This is a genomic window from Arthrobacter sp. RCC_34, from assembly GCF_041360795.1.
GTDB lineage: Bacteria > Actinomycetota > Actinomycetes > Actinomycetales > Micrococcaceae > Arthrobacter_E.
In genome coordinates this window covers 1,767,375-1,785,576 of the sequence record NZ_JBFUPW010000001.1, presented here as the reverse complement: position 1 = coordinate 1,785,576, position 18,202 = coordinate 1,767,375, and the positions used below count along the sequence as shown (strand labels likewise).

Annotated in this window: 18 protein-coding genes; 8 read left to right on the top strand and 10 right to left on the bottom strand. The window is 69.8% G+C overall.

Features of this window, described 5'->3' with window-relative positions; genetic code table 11:
* The first annotated feature begins 16 nt into the window (after nucleotides 1-16).
* Both AB6732_RS08350 and AB6732_RS08345 read left to right on the top strand, forming a co-directional pair.
* Entirely contained in the window at nucleotides 17-1,639 is a 1,623-nt protein-coding gene (locus tag AB6732_RS08350; protein ID WP_370959485.1) for a PucR family transcriptional regulator, read from the top strand.
* A 138-nt stretch (nucleotides 1,640-1,777) separates the two neighbouring features.
* Nucleotides 1,778-1,981: a cold-shock protein gene (locus tag AB6732_RS08345; RefSeq protein ID WP_278268797.1), complete on the top strand. Its 204-nt coding sequence runs from the start codon at nucleotides 1,778-1,780 to the stop codon at nucleotides 1,979-1,981.
* Nucleotides 1,982-2,030: 49 nt separating this feature from the next.
* On the opposite strand, the gene AB6732_RS08340 is transcribed toward AB6732_RS08345, so the two are convergent.
* The 6 genes from AB6732_RS08340 to AB6732_RS08315 form a co-directional block, all read right to left on the bottom strand.
* Entirely contained in the window at nucleotides 2,031-3,023 is a 993-nt protein-coding gene (locus AB6732_RS08340) for an NADP-dependent oxidoreductase (protein ID WP_370959484.1), read from the bottom strand.
* Between the two features lie 221 nt (nucleotides 3,024-3,244).
* The gene (locus tag AB6732_RS08335; protein ID WP_370959483.1) at nucleotides 3,245-3,694 is read right to left on the bottom strand and encodes an iron chaperone; all 450 of its coding nucleotides are present in this window, start codon (nucleotides 3,692-3,694) and stop codon (nucleotides 3,245-3,247) included.
* A gap of 104 nt (nucleotides 3,695-3,798) precedes the next feature.
* Nucleotides 3,799-4,365, bottom strand: coding sequence for a GNAT family N-acetyltransferase (locus AB6732_RS08330; protein WP_370959482.1), 567 nt, complete (start codon nucleotides 4,363-4,365; stop codon nucleotides 3,799-3,801).
* A 53-nt stretch (nucleotides 4,366-4,418) separates the two neighbouring features.
* Nucleotides 4,419-5,111, bottom strand: a complete 693-nt coding sequence (locus tag AB6732_RS08325) for a response regulator (protein ID WP_370959481.1) — start codon at nucleotides 5,109-5,111, stop codon at nucleotides 4,419-4,421.
* Entirely contained in the window at nucleotides 5,108-6,256 is a 1,149-nt protein-coding gene (locus tag AB6732_RS08320) for a sensor histidine kinase (protein WP_370959480.1), read from the bottom strand. Before AB6732_RS08320 ends, AB6732_RS08325 begins: the two co-directional genes overlap by 4 nt.
* A gap of 7 nt (nucleotides 6,257-6,263) precedes the next feature.
* Nucleotides 6,264-6,809 carry a hypothetical protein gene (locus AB6732_RS08315; RefSeq protein WP_370959479.1) on the bottom strand — a complete coding sequence of 182 codons (546 nt, stop codon included), beginning with the start codon at nucleotides 6,807-6,809 and terminating at the stop codon, nucleotides 6,264-6,266.
* Nucleotides 6,810-6,980: 171 nt separating this feature from the next.
* Between AB6732_RS08315 and AB6732_RS08310 the strand changes: the two genes are divergently transcribed.
* Genes AB6732_RS08310 through AB6732_RS08300 form a run of 3 tightly spaced genes read left to right on the top strand, consistent with a single transcriptional unit; the run spans nucleotide 6,981 to nucleotide 10,030 of the window.
* On the top strand, nucleotides 6,981-7,736 hold the full coding sequence (locus tag AB6732_RS08310) for a class I SAM-dependent methyltransferase (RefSeq protein WP_370959478.1): 756 nt from the start codon (nucleotides 6,981-6,983) through the stop codon (nucleotides 7,734-7,736).
* A 52-nt stretch (nucleotides 7,737-7,788) separates the two neighbouring features.
* Nucleotides 7,789-8,397, top strand: a complete 609-nt coding sequence (locus AB6732_RS08305; RefSeq protein WP_370959477.1) for a DUF1349 domain-containing protein — start codon at nucleotides 7,789-7,791, stop codon at nucleotides 8,395-8,397.
* 22 nt (nucleotides 8,398-8,419) lie between these two features.
* Nucleotides 8,420-10,030 carry an FAD-dependent monooxygenase gene (locus AB6732_RS08300; protein ID WP_370959476.1) on the top strand — a complete coding sequence of 537 codons (1,611 nt, stop codon included), beginning with the start codon at nucleotides 8,420-8,422 and terminating at the stop codon, nucleotides 10,028-10,030.
* Here AB6732_RS08300 and AB6732_RS08295 read toward each other — a convergent pair.
* The 4 genes from AB6732_RS08295 to glp form a co-directional block, all read right to left on the bottom strand.
* Nucleotides 10,002-10,832, bottom strand: a complete 831-nt coding sequence (locus AB6732_RS08295; protein WP_370959475.1) for a class I SAM-dependent methyltransferase — start codon at nucleotides 10,830-10,832, stop codon at nucleotides 10,002-10,004. The genes AB6732_RS08300 and AB6732_RS08295 overlap by 29 nt on opposite strands.
* A gap of 67 nt (nucleotides 10,833-10,899) precedes the next feature.
* A complete protein-coding gene (locus AB6732_RS08290) occupies nucleotides 10,900-11,142 on the bottom strand; it encodes a DUF6457 domain-containing protein (protein ID WP_370959474.1) in 243 nt (80 codons plus the stop codon).
* 1 nt (nucleotide 11,143) lies between these two features.
* Complete coding sequence (locus AB6732_RS08285; protein WP_370959473.1) at nucleotides 11,144-11,764, bottom strand: molybdenum cofactor guanylyltransferase; 621 nt, start codon at nucleotides 11,762-11,764, stop codon at nucleotides 11,144-11,146.
* Nucleotides 11,761-12,975: a gephyrin-like molybdotransferase Glp gene (gene glp / locus AB6732_RS08280; RefSeq protein WP_370959472.1), complete on the bottom strand. Its 1,215-nt coding sequence runs from the start codon at nucleotides 12,973-12,975 to the stop codon at nucleotides 11,761-11,763. The genes AB6732_RS08285 and glp overlap by 4 nt, the downstream gene beginning before the upstream one ends.
* 169 nt (nucleotides 12,976-13,144) lie before the next feature.
* Here glp and fdhD point away from each other — a divergent pair, with 169 nt between their 5' ends.
* From fdhD to AB6732_RS08265, 3 genes are all read left to right on the top strand, one after another.
* Nucleotides 13,145-14,014 carry a formate dehydrogenase accessory sulfurtransferase FdhD gene (gene fdhD, locus AB6732_RS08275; RefSeq protein WP_370959471.1) on the top strand — a complete coding sequence of 290 codons (870 nt, stop codon included), beginning with the start codon at nucleotides 13,145-13,147 and terminating at the stop codon, nucleotides 14,012-14,014.
* 121 nt (nucleotides 14,015-14,135) lie between these two features.
* Entirely contained in the window at nucleotides 14,136-15,638 is a 1,503-nt protein-coding gene (locus tag AB6732_RS08270; protein ID WP_370959470.1) for an OFA family MFS transporter, read from the top strand.
* An 81-nt stretch (nucleotides 15,639-15,719) separates the two neighbouring features.
* Nucleotides 15,720-18,149, top strand: coding sequence for an FdhF/YdeP family oxidoreductase (locus tag AB6732_RS08265; RefSeq protein WP_370959469.1), 2,430 nt, complete (start codon nucleotides 15,720-15,722; stop codon nucleotides 18,147-18,149).
* The last annotated feature ends 53 nt before the right edge of the window (nucleotides 18,150-18,202 follow it).

Sequence of the window (18,202 nt, the reverse complement as noted above, 5' to 3'; positions counted from 1 at the left end):
AGACCCGGGAGAGCCCATGGAATCGATCGATCACAGCCCTGCCGCGCGCTCCGTGCGCGACCTCGCCGCGGTGCTGGACTCGTCCGGCCTCGCCGTGGACCATGTGGGTCCGGACAGGGTGCTCACCTTGTCGAGCCCGGTGATCCTGGACCCTCTGGAATCGCTCCGGGCCTCGCCCGGCGGTCTGCTCCTCGGCGTCGGAGTCACGGAGGTCGAGGCCGCGTCCACCCTGCGGGGCGCGGCGGAAGCCGGCTATGCCGCCGTCGTGCTCAAAAGGATGGCGAGACCGGCGGCGGAGCCCGACGTGACCCGGCGTCTGAGCGCTGAGGCGGAATCGGCCGGCGTCGCCGTGCTCGTGGTGGAGGGGGAACTGTCGTGGCGGCAGCTCGACACGCTGCTGGAATCGGCCCTGGGCGCGGTCGCCGAGGCCGGCGGCGCCCCTGCCGCTCTGGGCGCGGGAGACCTGTTCGCCCTCGCCAACGCCATCGCCGCCATGGTGGGCGGCGCCACGACGATCGAGAATCTTCAGGAGGAGGTTCTCGCCTATTCCACGCTGCCTGATCAGCCGATCGACCCGGACCGCCAGCAAGGCATCCTGGGGCGTCAGGTCCCGCATCTCCCGGAGAACGCCGCGCAGTACGCCTCGGTCTTCCGCGCACGCGGGGCCGTGCGGATTCCGGGTTCGGGCGATGCGATGGGCCGACTGGCGGTCGCGGTCCGCGCCGGGAACGAGCCGCTCGGCTCAGTGTGGGTGGTGGACCCCGGCGATGACCTCCCGGACGACGCCGCAGCCGCCCTCGAACGCGCCGCCGACATTGCGGCGCTCCACTTGCTCCGGGCCCGCAGCGGCCGCGACCTGGCCCGCCTGCGCCGTTCAGAAGGCTTGCGCCGGCTGATCCACGGCGACGACGACGCCCCACTGGTCGCGCGCCACCTCAATCTCGGGCTGCGGCCACCCTTCGCCGTGCTCGCGTTCGAGGCCGACCCCACCCCGGGCGCGGATGCGGTCACCCTGACCCGCCTGACCGACCTGGTGAGCACGCTGGCGGAATCGCAGCGCCGGGGGACGTGGTGCGTGGAGGAGGACGGGGTGGTCTACGCCGTGCTCGGCGAGGTCGGCGCGAAGGAACAGGCGGCGCTCCGCACTCTGTCCCTTCGTGTCATGGACCGGACCTCCGGAGCTCTCGGTGTGACGCTCCGGGCCGCCCTGGGCACGTCCGTGGAATCGGTGACCGCCATCGCCACCTCACGGCATGCCGCCGAGCAGGCGCTGCTGCTCCTCGACCCGGACGGAGAGGGCTTCGTGGCCGCGTCCGATCTGCACAGCAGGCTGGCCCTTCTGGAGCTCGGAGCGTTCCTCCAGACGAAGGAGCAACTTTTCTCCCCTGTGGCTCTGGAGATGGTCCGTCATGACGACGGGCACGGGAGCGAGTATGCCCGGACGCTTCTCACGTACCTCGAAGCGGGCCGTGATTCAGCGCTCACGGCGGCCGAGCTCTCCCTCCACCAGAACACGCTCCGGTACCGGTTGAAGCGGATCCAGGAGTTGTTCGGTGTGGATCTCCGTCACGCTGACGACGGGCTCATGCTCTGGATCAGTCTCAGAGTGGTGCAATTGAGTCGGACTCCTGTAGACTGAACGTGTTGTTGTGTTTGGCATTTCGTATTTCAGTAATTGCGGTCTTCGGACCGTTCCTTTCTGAAGCATCGGTGGAGAACACCCCACACCGGAGGCCCGAACGTCGGGATCAACCTCCCCTTCAGTGAGGACTGAATTATGGCTACAGGTACAGTGAAGTGGTTTAACGCGGAAAAGGGCTTCGGCTTCATTTCCCCCGATGACGGCAGCCAGGACGTGTTCGCGCACTTCTCCGCGATCAACTCCTCGGGCTACCGCTCCCTCGAAGAGAACCAGAAGGTCTCCTTCGAGGTTCAGCAGGGCCCCAAGGGCCCGCAGGCTGCAGACATTCAGCCTCTCTGAGACTCTCAGTTTCCATCGCAGGGCCGGTTTTCACCGGCCCTGCGGTGTTTTAAGGGGCTGTCGGCCAGGAAGGCCCCGTGGTGATGACGATCTTCCCGTGGACGTGGCCCTGGATCGATGCCCGGTAGGCACATCGGACGTCCTCGAGGCCGAAGGTTGCTGAGATCGGCAGGGTGAGCTCTCCAGCCGCGATGCGTTGCCCGATCTCCTCAAGTTCGGCCACACCGGCGGCGGCCCCACCGACGCCGGCGACTCCATACTTCTCGCGGGCGTCGTAGTCCGCGATCGTGTTGATGCGGCGGTCGTCGACGCCGAGTGCGAGCGCAGTCTCGACCGTGCCATGTCCGACGGTATCGAGTGCGGCATCGATACCCTGGGGTGCGAGCGTGCGCAGCCGGGTGATCAGATCGGGGCCGTACTCCACTGGATGAATTCCCGCTGCGGCCAGCTGATCGTGCCAGGTCCGGCTCGCCGTTCCGATCACCCGGGCGCCGGCTGCGACGCAGAGCTGTGCCGTGAGAAAGCCAACACCTCCTGCGGCGCCACTGACCAGCACTGTCTCGCCGTACTGGATCTGTTGGGAAACGACTGCGGCGTGTGCCGTGCGGCCGACCACATTGAGGGCCCCGGCCTCGATGAGGTCCAGCCCGGCGGGCACTCGCGCGAGTTGGGCGGGATCGACGATCAGGTGATCGGCCTGGGCCTCGTATCGGAGACCTCCGAATACGGCATCGCCGGGAGCCCAGCCGGTGACCCCGACTCCTACGGAATCGATGATGCCGGAAAAGTCGTAGCCATTTCCCGAGGGGAGATGGCGCTCGTAGGGGTCACGCATCGGCTTCCCGCTGAACAGCTTCCAGTCAACCGGATTCACTCCGGCCGCGAGGACCCGCACGCGCACCTGGCCGTCATCCGGCACAGGGATCGGGCGCGTCTCGAGTTCGAGAACCTCGGGCCCTCCGAAGCGGCGGAACACGACGCGTCGCGATTCTCCGAACGGGACATCGGCGGGCAGGATGGTGTCGGGGCGTGACGTCTGCATACCGGCGGCAACGTAAACGACGTGCCCATGATTCCGGACCACTCGACTCAGTTACCGGGGACGGGGTCACGGCCAACCGTCGCCGACCGCACCGATTCTCCAAACACCCGGACAGCACGCGGCTGGATCAAAAACCCCTCCACTCCTTGTGGCCTACGACCCGTCTACAGCGGTGCAGTGTTCCAAGGCGTCGCGTCGCCCCCGGGGGATGCTCGCCGGACCTAGCCCTCCGCCGTCGCGCGTTTGACCAGCTCCACGATCTTCGCCTCGACCGCCGGCGTGAGTTTCGTGAGGGCGTACGACGTGGGCCACAGGTCACCGTCGTCCAGGGTCGCGCTCTCCTGGAAGCCCAGCGTGGCGTAGCGGGCCTTGAATTTCTTCGCGTCCTGGAAGAACAGGACCGACTTCCCGGCCTTATTCGCGTAGCTCTGCATGCCGTACCAGAGCTTGGGGCTGAGCTGAGGCGCGTGCTCCAGGACGATCTGGTGGACCTTCTCCGCCAGAACCCGGTCCGGTTCGTCCATGGAGGCGATCTTCTCCTCGACTTCGGCCGCCAGTTCCTCCGGCGTGGCCTTGTTCTTGCCGCGCGAGGCTTTGACCTCCCGCGAGCGTTCCTTCATCGCGGCGCGTTCCTCGTCGCTGAAGGCGGGGCCGCTGTCCTTCTCTGCCATGCTTCGTCCTCTCTCTCGGGTGGGGCGTTTTCAGCCTAGGCGACGGAGGTCCGGTGAGGAACAGGTTCCGGCCGGGACACCGGACAGCGCCTCAGCGATGACCTTCAGCGCAGCGGCGAGGCCCGCCACTCGTCCTCGAGCATCGCGAACACGAGCTCCGTGGACCATTCGCCCTTGAACCATTCGTTCTGGACGAGCCGGGCCTCGTGCCGCATCCCGAGCCGCTCGGCCACCCGCGCGGAGGCGGTGTTGCGCTCGTCGAGCCGGGCGACCATGCGGTGCAGACCCAGGCCGTCGAATCCCAGACGCAGGATCGCGGTCGCGGCCTCGGTGGCGTAGCCGAGCCCCGTGGCTTCGGGGGAGAGGATGTAGCCGACCTCGCCGGAGCGGTGTTCCGCGCTGTGCCAGAAGAGGACGGCGTCGCCCACCAGCCGTCCGGTCTCGCGTTGCTCGAGGGCGAGCGTGAGGGACTGGCCCGGTTCGGTCAGCTCGGTCCGGCCCCAGCGTCCGGAGATCCGCTCGGCGATGTCCTCCCGGGTCAGGGGGCCGTAGGGGACGAAGCGGACCACCTCGGGCCGGGACTTGTACCGCAGCATGGGGTCGATGTCCTGGACGGTCATGGGCCGCAGCAGGAGCCGGTCGGTGTGGACGGGATATTCGGGGCTCAGCACAGCTCCATGCTAGGCCCGGGCGGGCCCGCGACGCGCCCGGGGACCCCGGCCGATCACGACCTCACCAGGGTGATCGCCTGGGCGCGGTCCCGCACGGCGAGCTTGGCGAAGAGCGAATTGATATGGGTCTTGACCGTCGAGATCCCCAGGAAGAGCGTCGCGGCGATCTCACCATTGCTGAGTCCTTCCGCGACGAGCGCCAGAACTTCGGCCTCCCGGCGCGTGAGGTGCGGGAACCGCGTTTGGAGGGCGTCGGCGTCGTCGGCTGTGCGGGGAGGGTCAGCGGGTGCGGCGGCGCCCTGGGTGAGAGCGGTGACCAGGACGGCGCTCACCTCCGGAGCGAAGGTCGACTGACCGCGGGCGACGGCGCGCACGGCCGCGGCCAGTTCGGCTCGCCCGGCGTCCTTGGTCAGATAGCCTCGTGCGCCGGCGGTCAGGGCGCGGAGGATCGACTCGTCATCGGCGAAGGTGGTGAGGACCAGGACCGCCGTGCCAGGGAAGCTCGCGGTGATCTTCGCCGTCGCGCCGACGCCGTCGAGACCCGGCATCCGCAGATCCATCAGGACCACATCCGGATGCAGCTCCGCGGTCCGGGCGACAGCCTCCTCTCCGTCCGCCGCCTCCGCCACCACCTCCAGCCCGGGCACGAGACGCAGCACCGTCACCAGCCCATCGCGGACGATGGCCTGGTCATCCGCCACCACGATGCGGATCACGGGTTCCGCCGGTGCGGCATCCTTCGTCACAGCGCAGCCTCCGCGATCACGACGAAGCGGTCGCCCCGCACCCCGGTCCACACGGACGATCCGGGCCCCAGCGCTTCGAACCGTTCCCGCATGCCGGTCAGCCCATAGCCGCGGCCCGGGGATTCCCCCGCGAGCCGTTCCGTGTCAGGGAGGGGGTTGGAGACGGTCAGGGTCACGGTGTCTTCCTTCCAGGTGAGCCCGGCCCGCACGGGCTCTCCGGGGGCGTGTCTGCGCGCATTGCTGAGAGCCTCCTGCACCGCGCGCAGGAGGGCGTCGGCCGCGCGATCGCTCAGCGGATGCGCCGTCCCGGTCTCGGCGAAGTCCGCGACTCCGCCGAGGGAACGGTGCGCCTGCAGGAGCTGCTCGACGCCGGGAGTCACCGCGTCCGACCCGGCGGGCCGGGTGACCGCGGCTCCTTGCGGGTCCCGCAGCGTTGCGACGGCGCGGCGGGCTTCGCTCAGCCCGTCGGACGCCAGCCGCCTTGCGGCCGCGACCCGCTCGGCCGCCGCGGCCTGGTCGCCGGCTTCGAGCAGGGCCTCGGCGGCGTCGAGCTGCAGAACCAGCCCTCCGAGGCTGTGTGCCAGCACGTCATGCAGGTCGCGGGCGATCGCGACGCGTTCCGCCTCCTGCCGCATCGCCAGTTCACGCTCCCGCAGAAGAGTGGCCTGAGCCTCCGCCTCGCGGAACTGCCGACGGCTGAACCCGCCGACCGCTGCGAGGATCAGACCGCCCATCATGGTGACGACGGCGGGAACCGAAGCGTGCGCAGGCACCCCGCTCACCGCCACGAGCGCGCAGCTCACGAGAGCGGCCGCGACGCCCCGGACCAGCGGGACGGCTGGAGCCGAGATCACGATGAGGATGCCGACCGCGGCCGGGACGACCGTCAGGCCGTCGGTGGGGCCGGCCGACGCGGCTCCGGTGAGCGCTGCCACGAGTCCCAGCGGGACATCCGCACGCCGGTCCCGCCGGACGAGACCGGACACGCCGCGGACGGCCCACGCGGTCAGGGACAGCCCCGCGAGGATCGTCGCCCAGAGGGGCCGGCCGCCGTCGTCCATCCGGAAGACGGCGTAGCCCACCACGGCGCTGCCGATCACATTCAGCAGCGGGGCGGACCAGCCTCTCGGTTCGTCGGTGTTCATAGGACCATCATGCGGCAGGTGTGCGGTTCGGCAGAGCCGACGCCTCCGCGGACTGCCGTGCCACGCGTCCCGCGAAGACGAAGGTGCGGGCGGCGCGGTTGGCGGCCAGCATCAGCAGGATCACCCCGGTCGAGGCGGCCAGATGAGAGCCCGCCATCCCGGCCAGCACGTCCACGCCGACTCGCACCACGATCACCAGGAACCACAGAGCCAGCCCCAAGCCACCGGTGCGCGATTCATAGGTGGCCAGTGAGTCACCTTTGCGTCCGCTGCGGACGGGAGTCGCCAGACGCCGGAAGGATGCGATGCGCCCCATGGCGGCGCCGATCCCGAGGGAGATGACCAGCTCGACGACCAATACCGCCAGATCCAGGGGACTCAGCGAGGACGGCGGGGCGGTGTTGAGCAGGAAGGCCACCCCGACGACCCCCATCACCAGCGGAGTGCGCCACAGGCGGCTGATGTCGACCGGCCGCCACGTCATCTGGCGGTAGGCGATCCAGCCGATCAGCGCGAGAGCGAGAAGTGCGTTGCCGAGCATCTGCAGGGACATGGCCGTGCCTTTCAGGATCCGTGCCGGCAGGTTTTGCCGGTGATTCCAGCCTCCCGTTTCCGCGTCCCGCCCGGGACCACCCCGGGGTGGAACGGCGGGTGGAGATCCGGGGTGGAGCATGACCGTCCGCCCCGTGCCACACGGTCCGGCACGGGCTGGCAGGATGGTGGCATGGCTGAGACTTTCGATGAGCTGATCGCCCTGGGGGAGAACGCGGATATCACGGGCTGGGATTTCCGCTGGCTGGAGGGCCGGGCGACGGAGGAACGGCCTGTCTGGGGCTACGCCGCCCGCCTGGCCGAGCGGCTGGTGTCGGCCACGGCGTCCCTCGACATCCAGACCGGCGGGGGAGAGGTGCTCGCGGAGGCGCGCACTTTCCCGCCCGTCGCCGTGGCGACGGAGTCCTGGCCGCCGAACGTCGCGAAGGCGACGGCTCTGCTGCATCCGCGAGGTGTCGCGGTGGTGGCGGACCCGGACGAACCACCCCTGCCCTTCGCCGACGGCGCCTTCGACCTCGTCACGAGCCGTCACCCCGCCACCATCCACTGGGATGAGATCGCCCGGGTGCTGCGGCCCGGTGGCGTCTACTTCGCCCAGCACGTCGGACCCGCCAGCGTCTTCGAGCTGATCGAGTTCTTCCTCGGGCCGCAGCCGGAGGCACGTCGCGGACGCCATCACGACGACGAGGCGGCCGCCGCGCGGGCCGCCGGACTCGAGGTGACGGGGCTGAGCACCGCCCGGCTGCGCATCGAGATCCACGATGTGGCCGCCGTCGTCTACCTGCTCCGCAAGGTCATCTGGTGGGTGCCCGGCTTCACCGTGGAGAAGCACCGTGAGCGTCTACGGGACCTGCACGAGCTGATCCAGGCGGAGGGGCCGTTCATCGCGCACTCGACACGGCGCCTGATCGAGGCGCGCAAACCCTGACGTCGCCGGACGAGGGGTGCAGTCCGAGTCCGAGGCGGGCAGAATGCTGTGCATGACGTCTTTCCGCCTCCCGGGTGTGCCCGATGAGTTCCGTTCCCTGCGTCCCGGGGAAGGTGAAGCAACCGTCGACGGCGGGACGGTCACGCTCCGCGCGGGCGCCAGAAACGATCTCTTCAACCGGCCCGGCACCGACTCCGTGGTGCACAGCGCCACGGTCTTCGCCTTCCCCGTGGAAGGCGATTTCACCCTGGAAGCCGAGGTCGAGGTGGACTTCCAGGACTGTTTCGATTCCGCGGTCCTCGTCGGCCATCTCGACGGCCTGCAATGGTTCAAGCTCTGCGCCGAACTCGACGAGGTCGGCCGGCCCCGGATCATGTCGGTCGTCACCCGCGACCGTTCCGACGACGCCACCGGCATCCACCTCCCCGCCGGACCCGTGCGGCTGCGGATGTCGCGGGCAGGCACCATGATCAGCCTGCACTACCACTCGGAGGGCCGCTGGGAACTGGCCCGGTACTTCGGATTCCCCCTCACCGGGTCCGAAGGCGGGCTCAAGGCGGGCATCGCCGTCCAGTCACCGCGAGGCGACGGCACGACGGCGACCTTCCGCCACATCATGTTCCGCCCCACCGGGATCACGGACGTCCGTTCGGGCGAGTAGCAGGCAGTCGGCAGGAGGGGCGATGACAGCAGAGATGACGCCGCGGCCGGAGCAAAGGCCGGCCGACGCGCTGCCCGCCGAAACTCTGACCACCGACGTCCTGACCACCGATGTCCTGATCATCGGCGCCGGCCCCACCGGTCTCATGCTGGCGGCCTGCCTTCAGCGACTCGGGGTGCGGTTCCTCATCGCCGATGGCAAACACGGCCCGACCCGCGAATCCCGCGCCCTCGCGTTGCAGGCTCGCAGCCTTGAGATCTACGACCAGCTCGGGCTCGTGCAGCGCGTGCTGGAACAGGCGGCGGTGGCCCCGGCGATCGCCCCCGGTTACCGCGACAGCCCCTTCGCGACGGTCAGCTTCGGCGAGCTGGGCAAGGGCGTCACACCGTTTCCGGGCATTCACATCCTGGAACAGAGCCGCAACGAACGGCTCCTGGTGGCCGCTCTGGAGGAGCGCGGGGAATCCGTTCTCTGGGGTCACGGGCTGCTCAGCCTGGAGCAGGGCGAGGACGGCGTCACCGCACGGTTCGGCACCGACGACGGAGACGTCCTCCGGGTCGAGGCCCGCTATCTGGTGGGCGCGGACGGCGCCTCCTCGACCGTGAGGGAGCTCAGCGGAACACCTTTCGACGGGGTGACGAACCCGGACACGTTCTACGTGGCCGACGCCCGCGGCGTGACGGGCCTCGTGGAGGACGCGGTGAATCTCCGCTTCAGCGTCGGAGACTTCCTGTTGACCTTCCCCCAGGGGGCGGTGGGGCACCACCGGCTGATCGGCGTCGTCCGCACGCCCGATGGGGAACAGGTCACCGAGGACGAGACCCGGCGGACGGTGACGCGCGAGTTCGGTGTCGGGTACCGGGATTCCAGCTGGTTCTCCACCTACCGGGTGCACCACCGCGTGGCGGCCCGGTTCCGTTCAGGGCGGGTTTTCCTCGCAGGGGACGCCGCCCACGTGCACTCACCGGTCGGCGCCCAGGGGATGAACACGGGGCTGCAGGACGCACACGGTCTGGCGTGCGCGCTCGCGGACGTGCTCCTGGGAGGCGCCGGGGACGAGCGGCTGGACCGGTACGAGGCTGAACGGCGGCCCGTCGCGCTGCGCCTCGTGAGGACCACGGACCGGCTGTTCAGCACCATCACGGCGGATTCGCCGCTCGCCCGCGTGATCCGCGCAGGAGTCGTGCCCCGCCTGGCGCCGCTGCTCGGCCGGGTTCTGCCGCGCTTGGCGCGTGGCGCGAAGCTGTATGAGTACGTCTCGCAGATCCGGATCCATTACTGGATGAGCGACGACGCCCGGCGCCGTGCCGGGAGCCGCCGGGGCCGGCTCGTCGGACGGCGACTGGCCTGGAACGAGGACAATTTCGCCGTGCTCCGGAGCCTGGACTGGCAGGTCCACATCTACGGCGCCGCGGACGAGCAGTCTCTCGACCGCATGGGTGAGGAGAGTGGCCTGCCCGTCCATCATTTCGAGACCGTGCGGAACCCGCGGCTCGTCGGAGGACAGGCCGTTCTGGTGCGGCCCGACGGGTTCGTTCAGGACGCGCGGAAGCTGCCCGCCGCCGTCGCGGACTGGGCCGCGCACTCGACCCGAGGCCGGGGCGTCAGGACTCGTGCTCCGGGGACGGGCTGACCGCAGTCACCAGGAGCGCGCTCACCGGCAGCCGGAACTCGCCGTCGCCGAAGCGTTCGGTCAGGAGCGTGGTGACGGACGCGAGGAGCAGCTCGGCGCCGTCGGGCTCGTCGAGCACGAGGTAATTGTTCGTCGGCGTCCCGAACAGATGGGATCGCGCGATGCCCGCCGCCGTCGTCGGCCCGCTCAGGTGTTCGATGGCCCGTACCTGGACTGTCGAGAAGCCTGCGGTTTCCAGCTCGCCGGTCAGCAGGGGTGGGTCCGCGAGGGAGAAAGGCACGCGTTCCAGGAACGACGCCGCCTCATCCTGCCCCAGCTCGTGCAGTGACTCGACGATCGACCGCGGCACCGGATTGTGCTCCAGGCTGTCCCAGACCGTGAACGCGAACAGCCCGCTGGGCTTGAGGACCCTCACCGCCTCCCGGAATGCCCGGTGTCGGTCGGGGAAGAACATCACGCCGAAGGCGCAGGCCAGCGCGTCGAAGGAGCCGTCTTCGAAGGGGAGGTTGAGGGCATCGGCCTGACGCCATTCGAGCGTCGCGGAGGCCGGCTGGACGGACTCGGCACGGGCGAGCATCGCCGGGTTGAGGTCGGTGGCGGTCAGCTGCGCCTGGGGGAGAGCGGACGCCAGCTCACGCGTGACGACGCCGGTCCCCGCCGCGGTCTCCAGCACTCGGGCGGGTGCCGCGGTGACCACGGCCGTGGCGAGATCGCGGGCATAGTCCTGGAACATCAGCGGCACCAGGACCTCGTCGTAGACGGTGGGGATCGAACCCACGAATTCCTTGTCCTTGGCATTCATGATCCATTGTCCCGCCGCCGGGGCGACGGGACCAGACCTCCGCGGGGCCGATCGGGAAGTGCAGGCGTCAGCCCTGATGCCGCTGGATGAGCTCCCGCACGGTCGCGGCGGCCTCCTCAGCCGATGCTCCCCGTGCGACGGCGATCCCCACCAGGTACGTGGTGAGGGGGCCGGCGGGGCGGGTCACGCCGTGGGCGGCGTCGCGGGTCAGATCGAGCAGGAGCCCGGTGGGGACGTCGAGGTCCCCGAGATTCAGGGCTGTGCTCAGATCGGTGACCCAGGCGTCCAGTTCGGCGGGGGTGGAGCTCATGTCAGGATTCCTCTCGAAGGGTGGTTCTCTGCTGTTCGCGATACTGCTCCACCGCGGACCAGGTGTCCAGATCCAGGGACGCGTCCGCGGTGTCCGGAACGGTGTGAAGGGTCAGGGGCGCCAGAAGCTGTCGCAGGGCTGCGCCATCCACGTGCCCGAGCGCGGCGACCGCCTGGAGAAGAGCCTCGAGGCGGTACCGTCCGGCAAGCCACTGAGACCGGCCGTCCGCGTCGGCGAGGACGATCGCGTCCGCGCCCTCCGGGATGGGGATGTCGTTCAGGGCCGCCACGATCCAGTCCGCCCGCGGCAGATCGCAGGCCAGGACCCAGGCTTCGGCGCCCGCTGCGCGCGCGGGCGCGTCCTCCGGGAGACCGGATACGGCCTTCAGGGCTGCGGCGAGTGCTGCCACGGGCCCGCCGAAGGGTGGCTCCTCGCGCACCACGGTCACGCCTGGGCGCGCGATCGAGTCCGGACCCACGGCGATGACCGGAGCACAGTCGGCGACCGCGGCGTAGACGTGATCGACGAGGCGTCGCCCCGCCACCTCGACGGAGGCCTTGTCGGCGCCGCCCAGCCGCGAGGCCCGTCCGCCGGCCAGGACGATCGCCGCTCGCGCCGTCATGCCCACTCCGGCCCGAAGGGCATGACCGACACCGGGTCTCCCTCGTGGACCTCTTCGACGCCCTCGGGGATGATCACGAACGCGTTCACGGAAGCGGGGGAGATCTTCGGGTCGTCGGGTCCGCCGTGCCGCAGCGAGGGCCGGACCCGTTCGCCGTCGAGGACGGCGGGGAGGATCTGAGTCCTGTGCCGGGAACTGTGCCAGCTCGTGGCGGCCGCCCGGACCAGGCGTGGCCTGTCGAGTTCCTGGTGCCCGGCCAGCGCGCGAAGGGCGGGCCGCACGAACAGTTCGAAGGAGACGGCGACGCCCACCGGGGTGCCGGGCAGGCAGAAGACGAGGGTGCCGTCGTCGAGCGTTCCGAAGCCCTGCGGCTTGCCGGGCTGCATCGCCACCGGGCCGAAGGTGATGGAGCCGTGCCCGTTCAGGAGGGCCTTGACGACGTCGAACGCGCCGACGCTCGCCCCGCCGGACAGGATGATCACGTCACTGTCCACGGAGTCGAGCGCTTCGCGGAGGGCGTCCTCGTCGTCGTGCACGGTGAGGACGGAGGCGAGGTCCGCGCCGGCGTCCTGCACAGCCGCAGAGAGGTGGACGGAGTTGGATTCGGGGATCTGACCCCGGCGCGGAGTGCCGCCGGGGGCGATGAGTTCCGAGCCCGTGGCGATGATCGAGACCCGCGGCCGCGGATGCGCGAGCACGGTCGCGGCACCTGCCGAGGCGAGGGCCGCGAGCTGCCACGGCCCCAGGACCGTGCCGGCCTGCACCGCGACGCTGCCGGCCTCGGACTCTTCTCCGGCCCTCCGGATGTGGGCGCCGGGGGCCGGCTGCTGGAGCACCGTGATCCACGCGGGCGGCGTGGGTCCCGCCTCGGTGCCGAGATCGGTGCGTTCCAGGGGCACGACGGCATCCGCGGCACTCGGCACGGGAGCGCCGGTCATGATGCGCGCGGCTTCCCCTGGGCCGAGGGGCGGATCCAGCTCGGTCCCGGCCGGCAGGTCCCCGACCACGCGGAGCCGCGATCCTTCGGCGGCATCGAACAGCCGTACGGCATAACCGTCCATCGCGGAGTTGTCGAACAGGGGGATCGGCCAGCGATTGAGCACGTCCTCGGCGAGCACCATGCCCCGTGCCGCGGCCAGTGACACACGCACCGGAGGCAGCGCCTGCGCACTGGCGAAAACCCTGCTGCGCTGCTGTTCCACGGTGATCACAGGCGGGCCGCCGAGGGTGCGGAGCAGGTCCGCGAAGCGTGGGTGCGAAGGCGCCGGGCAGGCCGGGATCCGGAGGGGTGGGGGCGTGGCATGCGACCATGCTAGCGCGCGCCGGAAGGTGCTCCGCCGCCCCGGCGAGGGAGTGGCCAGGGAGTGTAGCCTTGGCACCGTGGGTCAGATCACGAGACGCCGTCCGCTATTGAAAATCGTCCTGGGCGAGGAGCCCCGCCGCAGGATCGACACCCTCGCGGTGGAGGAACCGCTGGAGATCAGGGTCGCCTCGTCGCCCCTGGCGGTCACCATGCGCACTCCCGGCCACGACGTCGAACTCGCCACCGGCTTCCTCGTCTCCGAGGGCATCATCGCCGACGGCGGGGACATCCGCACCGCCATCCACTGCGGTGGTCCCGGGACCGGCGGCGAGGAGAACACGTACAACGTCCTGGACATCGCGCTGGCACCTCATGTGGCCCCGCCCAGCCCGGACGCGGCACGGAACTTCTACACCACCAGCTCCTGCGGCGTTTGCGGCAAGGCCAGCATCGAGGCGGTGGAGACCGTCTCCCGGCACGACGTCTCAGTGGATCCGGTCACGGTGGACGCCGCCCTGCTGGCCACCTTCCCGGACCGGCTCCGCGAACGCCAGGCGGCGTTCGAGAAGACCGGCGGGCTTCACGCGGCCGCCCTGTTCGACGCCGCCACGGGCGAGCTGCTCGTGGTGCGGGAGGACGTGGGCCGCCACAACGCCGTGGACAAGGTGGTGGGCTGGGCCGCCCAGAACGGCCGCCTCCCGCTGACCGGCACGGTCCTCCAGGTTTCCGGGCGCGCCAGCTTCGAACTGGTCCAGAAGGCGGTCATGGCCGGCATTCCGGTCCTGGCCGCGGTATCCGCGCCGTCGTCGCTGGCCGCGGAGCTCGCCGACGACCAAGGCCTCACACTGGTGGGCTTCCTGCGGGGGAACTCGATGAACGTGTACGCAGGAGCTCAGCGGATCCGCACCGAGTCGGTGGAACCTGCCGCTGTGCACATCGGATCCTGAACGGTCCCGCCGAACACCTCCATTGACAATCGCTGACATCTGAATTGTTATTTTCGTCAGAGAAACTGACCGCTGACGGAACGTATCCCCGGGCCGGACGTTCCGGGTGGCAGGAGTTCAGATGAGCGTGCTCGACCGTGAAGCCACGATCGCACCCCCCACTTTCAACCGCTGGCTGATGCCGGCCGCCGCCCTGGCGATCCACCTGTGCATCGGCCAGGTCTATGCGCTCAGCGTCTTCAAGACGCCGTTCATGCAGCGCTTCGGCGCGGGAGACCTCGCGGTCGGGTGGGTGTTCTCCCTTGCGATCGTGGTGCTGGGCCTCTCGGCCGCGGTGGGCGGCACCTGGGTGGAGAAGGCCGGCCCGCGCAAGGCCATGGTGGTGGCGGGGACTTTCTGGGTCTCCGGCTTCTGTGTGGCCAGCCTCGGCATCGCGACCGGCCAGCTCTGGCTCCTGTACCTCGGGTACGGCGTCATCGGCGGCATCGGACTGGGGCTCGGGTACATCTCGCCCGTGTCCACCCTCATGAAGTGGTTCCCGGACCGCCCCGGCCTGGCGACCGGCCTGGCCATCATGGGCTTCGGCGGCGGAGCGCTGATCGCCAGCCCGGTCTCGGCCGCACTGCTCAGTGCCTACGGCGGCGGGTCGGCCCCCGCGAATCTCGTCCAGGGTCTCGCTCCGACGTTCCTGACGCTGGCAGCCGTCTACGCCGTGGTCATCGCGATGGGCGCGTTCGTCATCCGGCTGCCGCACCCCGGCTGGAAGCCCGGCGGCAGCGCCGGTGGTCCGGGCCGCACCGTGGCCGCGGCCCCGGCCGGTGTCTCCGCCGCGAACGCCGTGAAGACCCCGCAGTTCTGGCTCCTGTGGACCGTGCTGTTCTGCAATGTGACCGCCGGGATCGGCATCCTGGAGAACGCCTCGCCGATGATCCGCGACTACTTCTCCCAGATCGACGTCGCCTCGGCTGCCGGCTTCGTCGGCCTGCTGTCCTTGGCGAACATGGCCGGTCGGTTCGTCTGGTCCAGCGTGTCGGATTACCTCGGGCGCAAGCGGATGTACATGGCGTACCTCGGGATCGGCCTCCTCATGTACGCGGTGATCGCGGCCTTCGGCGGCGGCAGCCTCGTCGTCTTCGTCCTGGCGACCCTCGTCATCCTGTCCTTCTACGGCGGTGGCTTCGCGACCGCGCCGGCCTATCTGCGGGACCTGTTCGGCGTCTATCAGGTGGGCGCCATCCACGGCCGCCTGCTGACGGCATGGTCCGCGGCGGGCGTCGCCGGTCCGGTGATCGTCAACGCGGTCGTGGAGCACCGCACGGCGGAAGGAGCCCGGGGCCCGGAGGTCTACACGACGTCGCTGCTCATCATGGTGGGCGTCCTGGCCGTCGGCTTCGTCGCCAACCTCCTCATCAAGCCGGTCGCCGCGCGGTACGCGGTGACGGCCTCCGCGGCGTCCGCGCAGGCGGCAACAGCGGGCGGTGCGACGACGACGGTCGCCCCGGCGGGGGCGCAGTCCAGTGCGGTGCACACGGTCGTCGCCACGGTGCTGAGCGCCGTCGTCGTCATCGCCCTCGGGTATGGGCTGACGCAGGTGACCCTGAAAGCACTCGCGCTGTTCTCCTGAGCGGGTTCCCTCGACAGCCTTCATCGCGAACATGACGCGTCCCTCATGGAACCGGTCCGCCCGGAGGGGTAGCCTCGGAGCATGCCGGACAGATTCAACGATGTGAAGTCCCTGGCGAGTGCCCTTCTCCCGGGCGCCGCCGCACGACATGAGGCTAACGACATCGACGAGGCGTCGCTCGTCGTCGAGCCGCGGGAGCGGTCCGCCGTCGGCGTTCCCGCCATCACGCACGCCATGGAGCACAGCCTCAGCCAGATGGGTCCCGTGCGCACGGTGCAGACGCTCCTGGGGATCAACCAGCCCGAGGGCTTCGACTGCATGAGCTGTGCGTGGGCGGACCCGGCGCCGGGGGAGCGCAGCCACTTCGAGTTCTGCGAGAACGGCGCCAAAGCCGTCGCCGCCGAAGCCACGCGCAAGCGGGTGCGCCCGGAGATCTTCCAGCAGCACACCGTCGCAGAACTGGCCCGGCACGACGACCACTGGCTCAGCGGCCAGGGACGGCTGACGCGGCCGCACTTCAAAGACCTCGACTCCGAGCACTATGCGCCGATCGGCTGGAACGAGGCCTTCTCGATCATCGCCGAGCAGCTCGCGGCGCTGGACAGCCCGGATCAGGCCACGTTCTACACGTCCGGCCGCACGAGCAATGAGGCCGCCTTCCTCTATCAGCTCTTCGTCCGCGGCTTCGGCACCAACAATCTGCCGGACTGTTCCAACATGTGCCACGAATCGTCCGGCACGGCGCTCACCGAGACGATCGGCATCGGCAAGGGCTCCGTCGCGCTGGAAGACCTGGAGCGGGCCTCGCTGGTGTTCGTGGTGGGCCAGAACCCCGGAACCAACCACCCCCGTATGCTGACCGCCCTCGAAAAGGTGAAGCGGTCCGGCGGCACCATCGTGGCCGTCAACCCGCTGCCGGAAGCAGGCCTCATCCGGTACCGCAATCCTCAGAAGGTGCGGGGTGTGCTCGGCTCGGGCACCGCGCTCGCGGATCATCACCTCCAGATCCGGCTCGGCGGGGACCAGGCCCTGTTCCGCGGCTTCGGCAAGGTCCTCCTCGAGGCGGAACGCGCCGGGGAACGGTCGCCGGGGCTGAGCACCGTGTTCGACCACGATTTCATCGCCTCCCACACCACGGGATTCGACGACTGGCTCGCCCTGCTTGAGGGCACGCCGTGGGCCGACATCGAGGAGGCCACCGGGATCCCCGAGGAACGGATCCGGGAGATCGGCAGGCTCCTGCTGTCCTCGGACCGCACCGTCGTCTCCTGGGCCATGGGCCTCACCCAGCACCGGCACTCGGTGCAGACCATCCAGGAGGTGGTCAACGTCATCCTGGCCCAGGGGAACATCGGGCGGCCGGGCGCCGGCCTGCTTCCGGTCCGCGGCCATTCCAACGTCCAGGGTGACCGCACCATGGGCATCTTCGAACGCATGCCGGAGTGGTTCCACGACTCCCTGGACGAACGTTTCGCGTTCCAGAGTCCCCGCCGTCACGGCCATGACGTGGTCGACTCGATCCGCGGCATGCGGGATGGCCGGATCCGGGTCTTCGTCGGCATGGGCGGCAACTTCGTCAAGGCGGCGCCGGACAGTGCCGTGACCGAGGCCGCGCTCGCGTCCTGCGACCTCACGGTGCAGGTGTCGACCAAGCTCAACCACTCCCACTTCCTTACGGGCAAGCGGGCTCTGATCCTGCCGACGCTCGGCCGGACCGACCGCGATCTGCAGGCGAGCGGCCCGCAGAGGGTGACCGTGGAGGACTCCATGAGCATGGTGCACGCTTCGCACGGGCGCCTCGAGCCGCCGTCGCCTGAGCTGCTGTCCGAGGTGGCGATCGTCGCCCGGCTCGCGCTCGCGGTCCTCTGCGACGCTGCCGGACAGCCGAAGCCCGGCACGCCGCAGATCGACTGGCGGGCAGCGGCGGACGACTACCGTCTCATTCGCGGACACATCGAGGCCGTCATCCCCGGATTCGACGGATTCGAAGAGCGCATCGACGTCCCGGGCGGCTTCAAGCTGCCGCACGGTCCGCAGGATTCGCGGACGTTCACCACCACGGATGCCAAGGCCCATTTCACGGCCTCGGAGCTCGACTGGATCCCGGTCCCGGAGGGCTGCCTGATCCTGCAGACCCTCCGTTCGCACGATCAGTACAACACCACGGTTTACAGCCAGGACGACCGTTACCGGGGCATCCATGGAGGGCGCCGCGTGGTCTTCCTCAACGAGTCCGACTGCCGCGAGCTCGGGGTGACGGACGGCCAGTTCGTGGACCTGGTGTCGGTGTGGGACGACGGCGTGGAACGCCGGGCGCCCCGCTTCCGTGTGGTCGAATACGACACAGTCAAAGGTTCCGCCGCGGCGTACTACCCGGAGACGAACGTGCTCGTGCCGCTCGACTCCCAGGCGATCGGTTCCGGGACGCCTGCGTCGAAATCGGTGGTGATCAGGCTGGAGCTCAGCCCGGTGCAGAAACCGCTGGAACCGCTGGTGGAGGGCGGTTTCTGAACGGCGCGGCCTCATGACACAGGCCCCGTGTCGGCCCTTGCCGGTGAAGGTGG

Bases quoted from the DNA above. Each gene is read 5' to 3' on its own strand.
- AB6732_RS08300 (WP_370959476.1), top strand. From the start codon at position 8,420: ATGACAGCAGAGATGACGCCGCGGCCGGAGCAAAGGCCGGCCGACGCG.
- AB6732_RS08340 (WP_370959484.1), bottom strand. From the start codon at position 3,023: ATGCAGACGTCACGCCCCGACACCATCCTGCCCGCCGATGTCCCGTTC.
- AB6732_RS08295 (WP_370959475.1), bottom strand. From the start codon at position 10,832: ATGAATGCCAAGGACAAGGAATTCGTGGGTTCGATCCCCACCGTCTAC.
- AB6732_RS08305 (WP_370959477.1), top strand. From the start codon at position 7,789: ATGACGTCTTTCCGCCTCCCGGGTGTGCCCGATGAGTTCCGTTCCCTG.
- AB6732_RS08290 (WP_370959474.1), bottom strand. From the start codon at position 11,142: ATGAGCTCCACCCCCGCCGAACTGGACGCCTGGGTCACCGATCTGAGC.
- AB6732_RS08310 (WP_370959478.1), top strand. From the start codon at position 6,981: ATGGCTGAGACTTTCGATGAGCTGATCGCCCTGGGGGAGAACGCGGAT.
- AB6732_RS08345 (WP_278268797.1), top strand. From the start codon at position 1,778: ATGGCTACAGGTACAGTGAAGTGGTTTAACGCGGAAAAGGGCTTCGGC.
- AB6732_RS08350 (WP_370959485.1), top strand. From the start codon at position 17: ATGGAATCGATCGATCACAGCCCTGCCGCGCGCTCCGTGCGCGACCTC.
- AB6732_RS08335 (WP_370959483.1), bottom strand. From the start codon at position 3,694: ATGGCAGAGAAGGACAGCGGCCCCGCCTTCAGCGACGAGGAACGCGCC.
- AB6732_RS08315 (WP_370959479.1), bottom strand. From the start codon at position 6,809: ATGTCCCTGCAGATGCTCGGCAACGCACTTCTCGCTCTCGCGCTGATC.
- AB6732_RS08265 (WP_370959469.1), top strand. From the start codon at position 15,720: ATGCCGGACAGATTCAACGATGTGAAGTCCCTGGCGAGTGCCCTTCTC.
- AB6732_RS08270 (WP_370959470.1), top strand. From the start codon at position 14,136: ATGAGCGTGCTCGACCGTGAAGCCACGATCGCACCCCCCACTTTCAAC.
- AB6732_RS08320 (WP_370959480.1), bottom strand. From the start codon at position 6,256: ATGAACACCGACGAACCGAGAGGCTGGTCCGCCCCGCTGCTGAATGTG.
- AB6732_RS08285 (WP_370959473.1), bottom strand. From the start codon at position 11,764: ATGACGGCGCGAGCGGCGATCGTCCTGGCCGGCGGACGGGCCTCGCGG.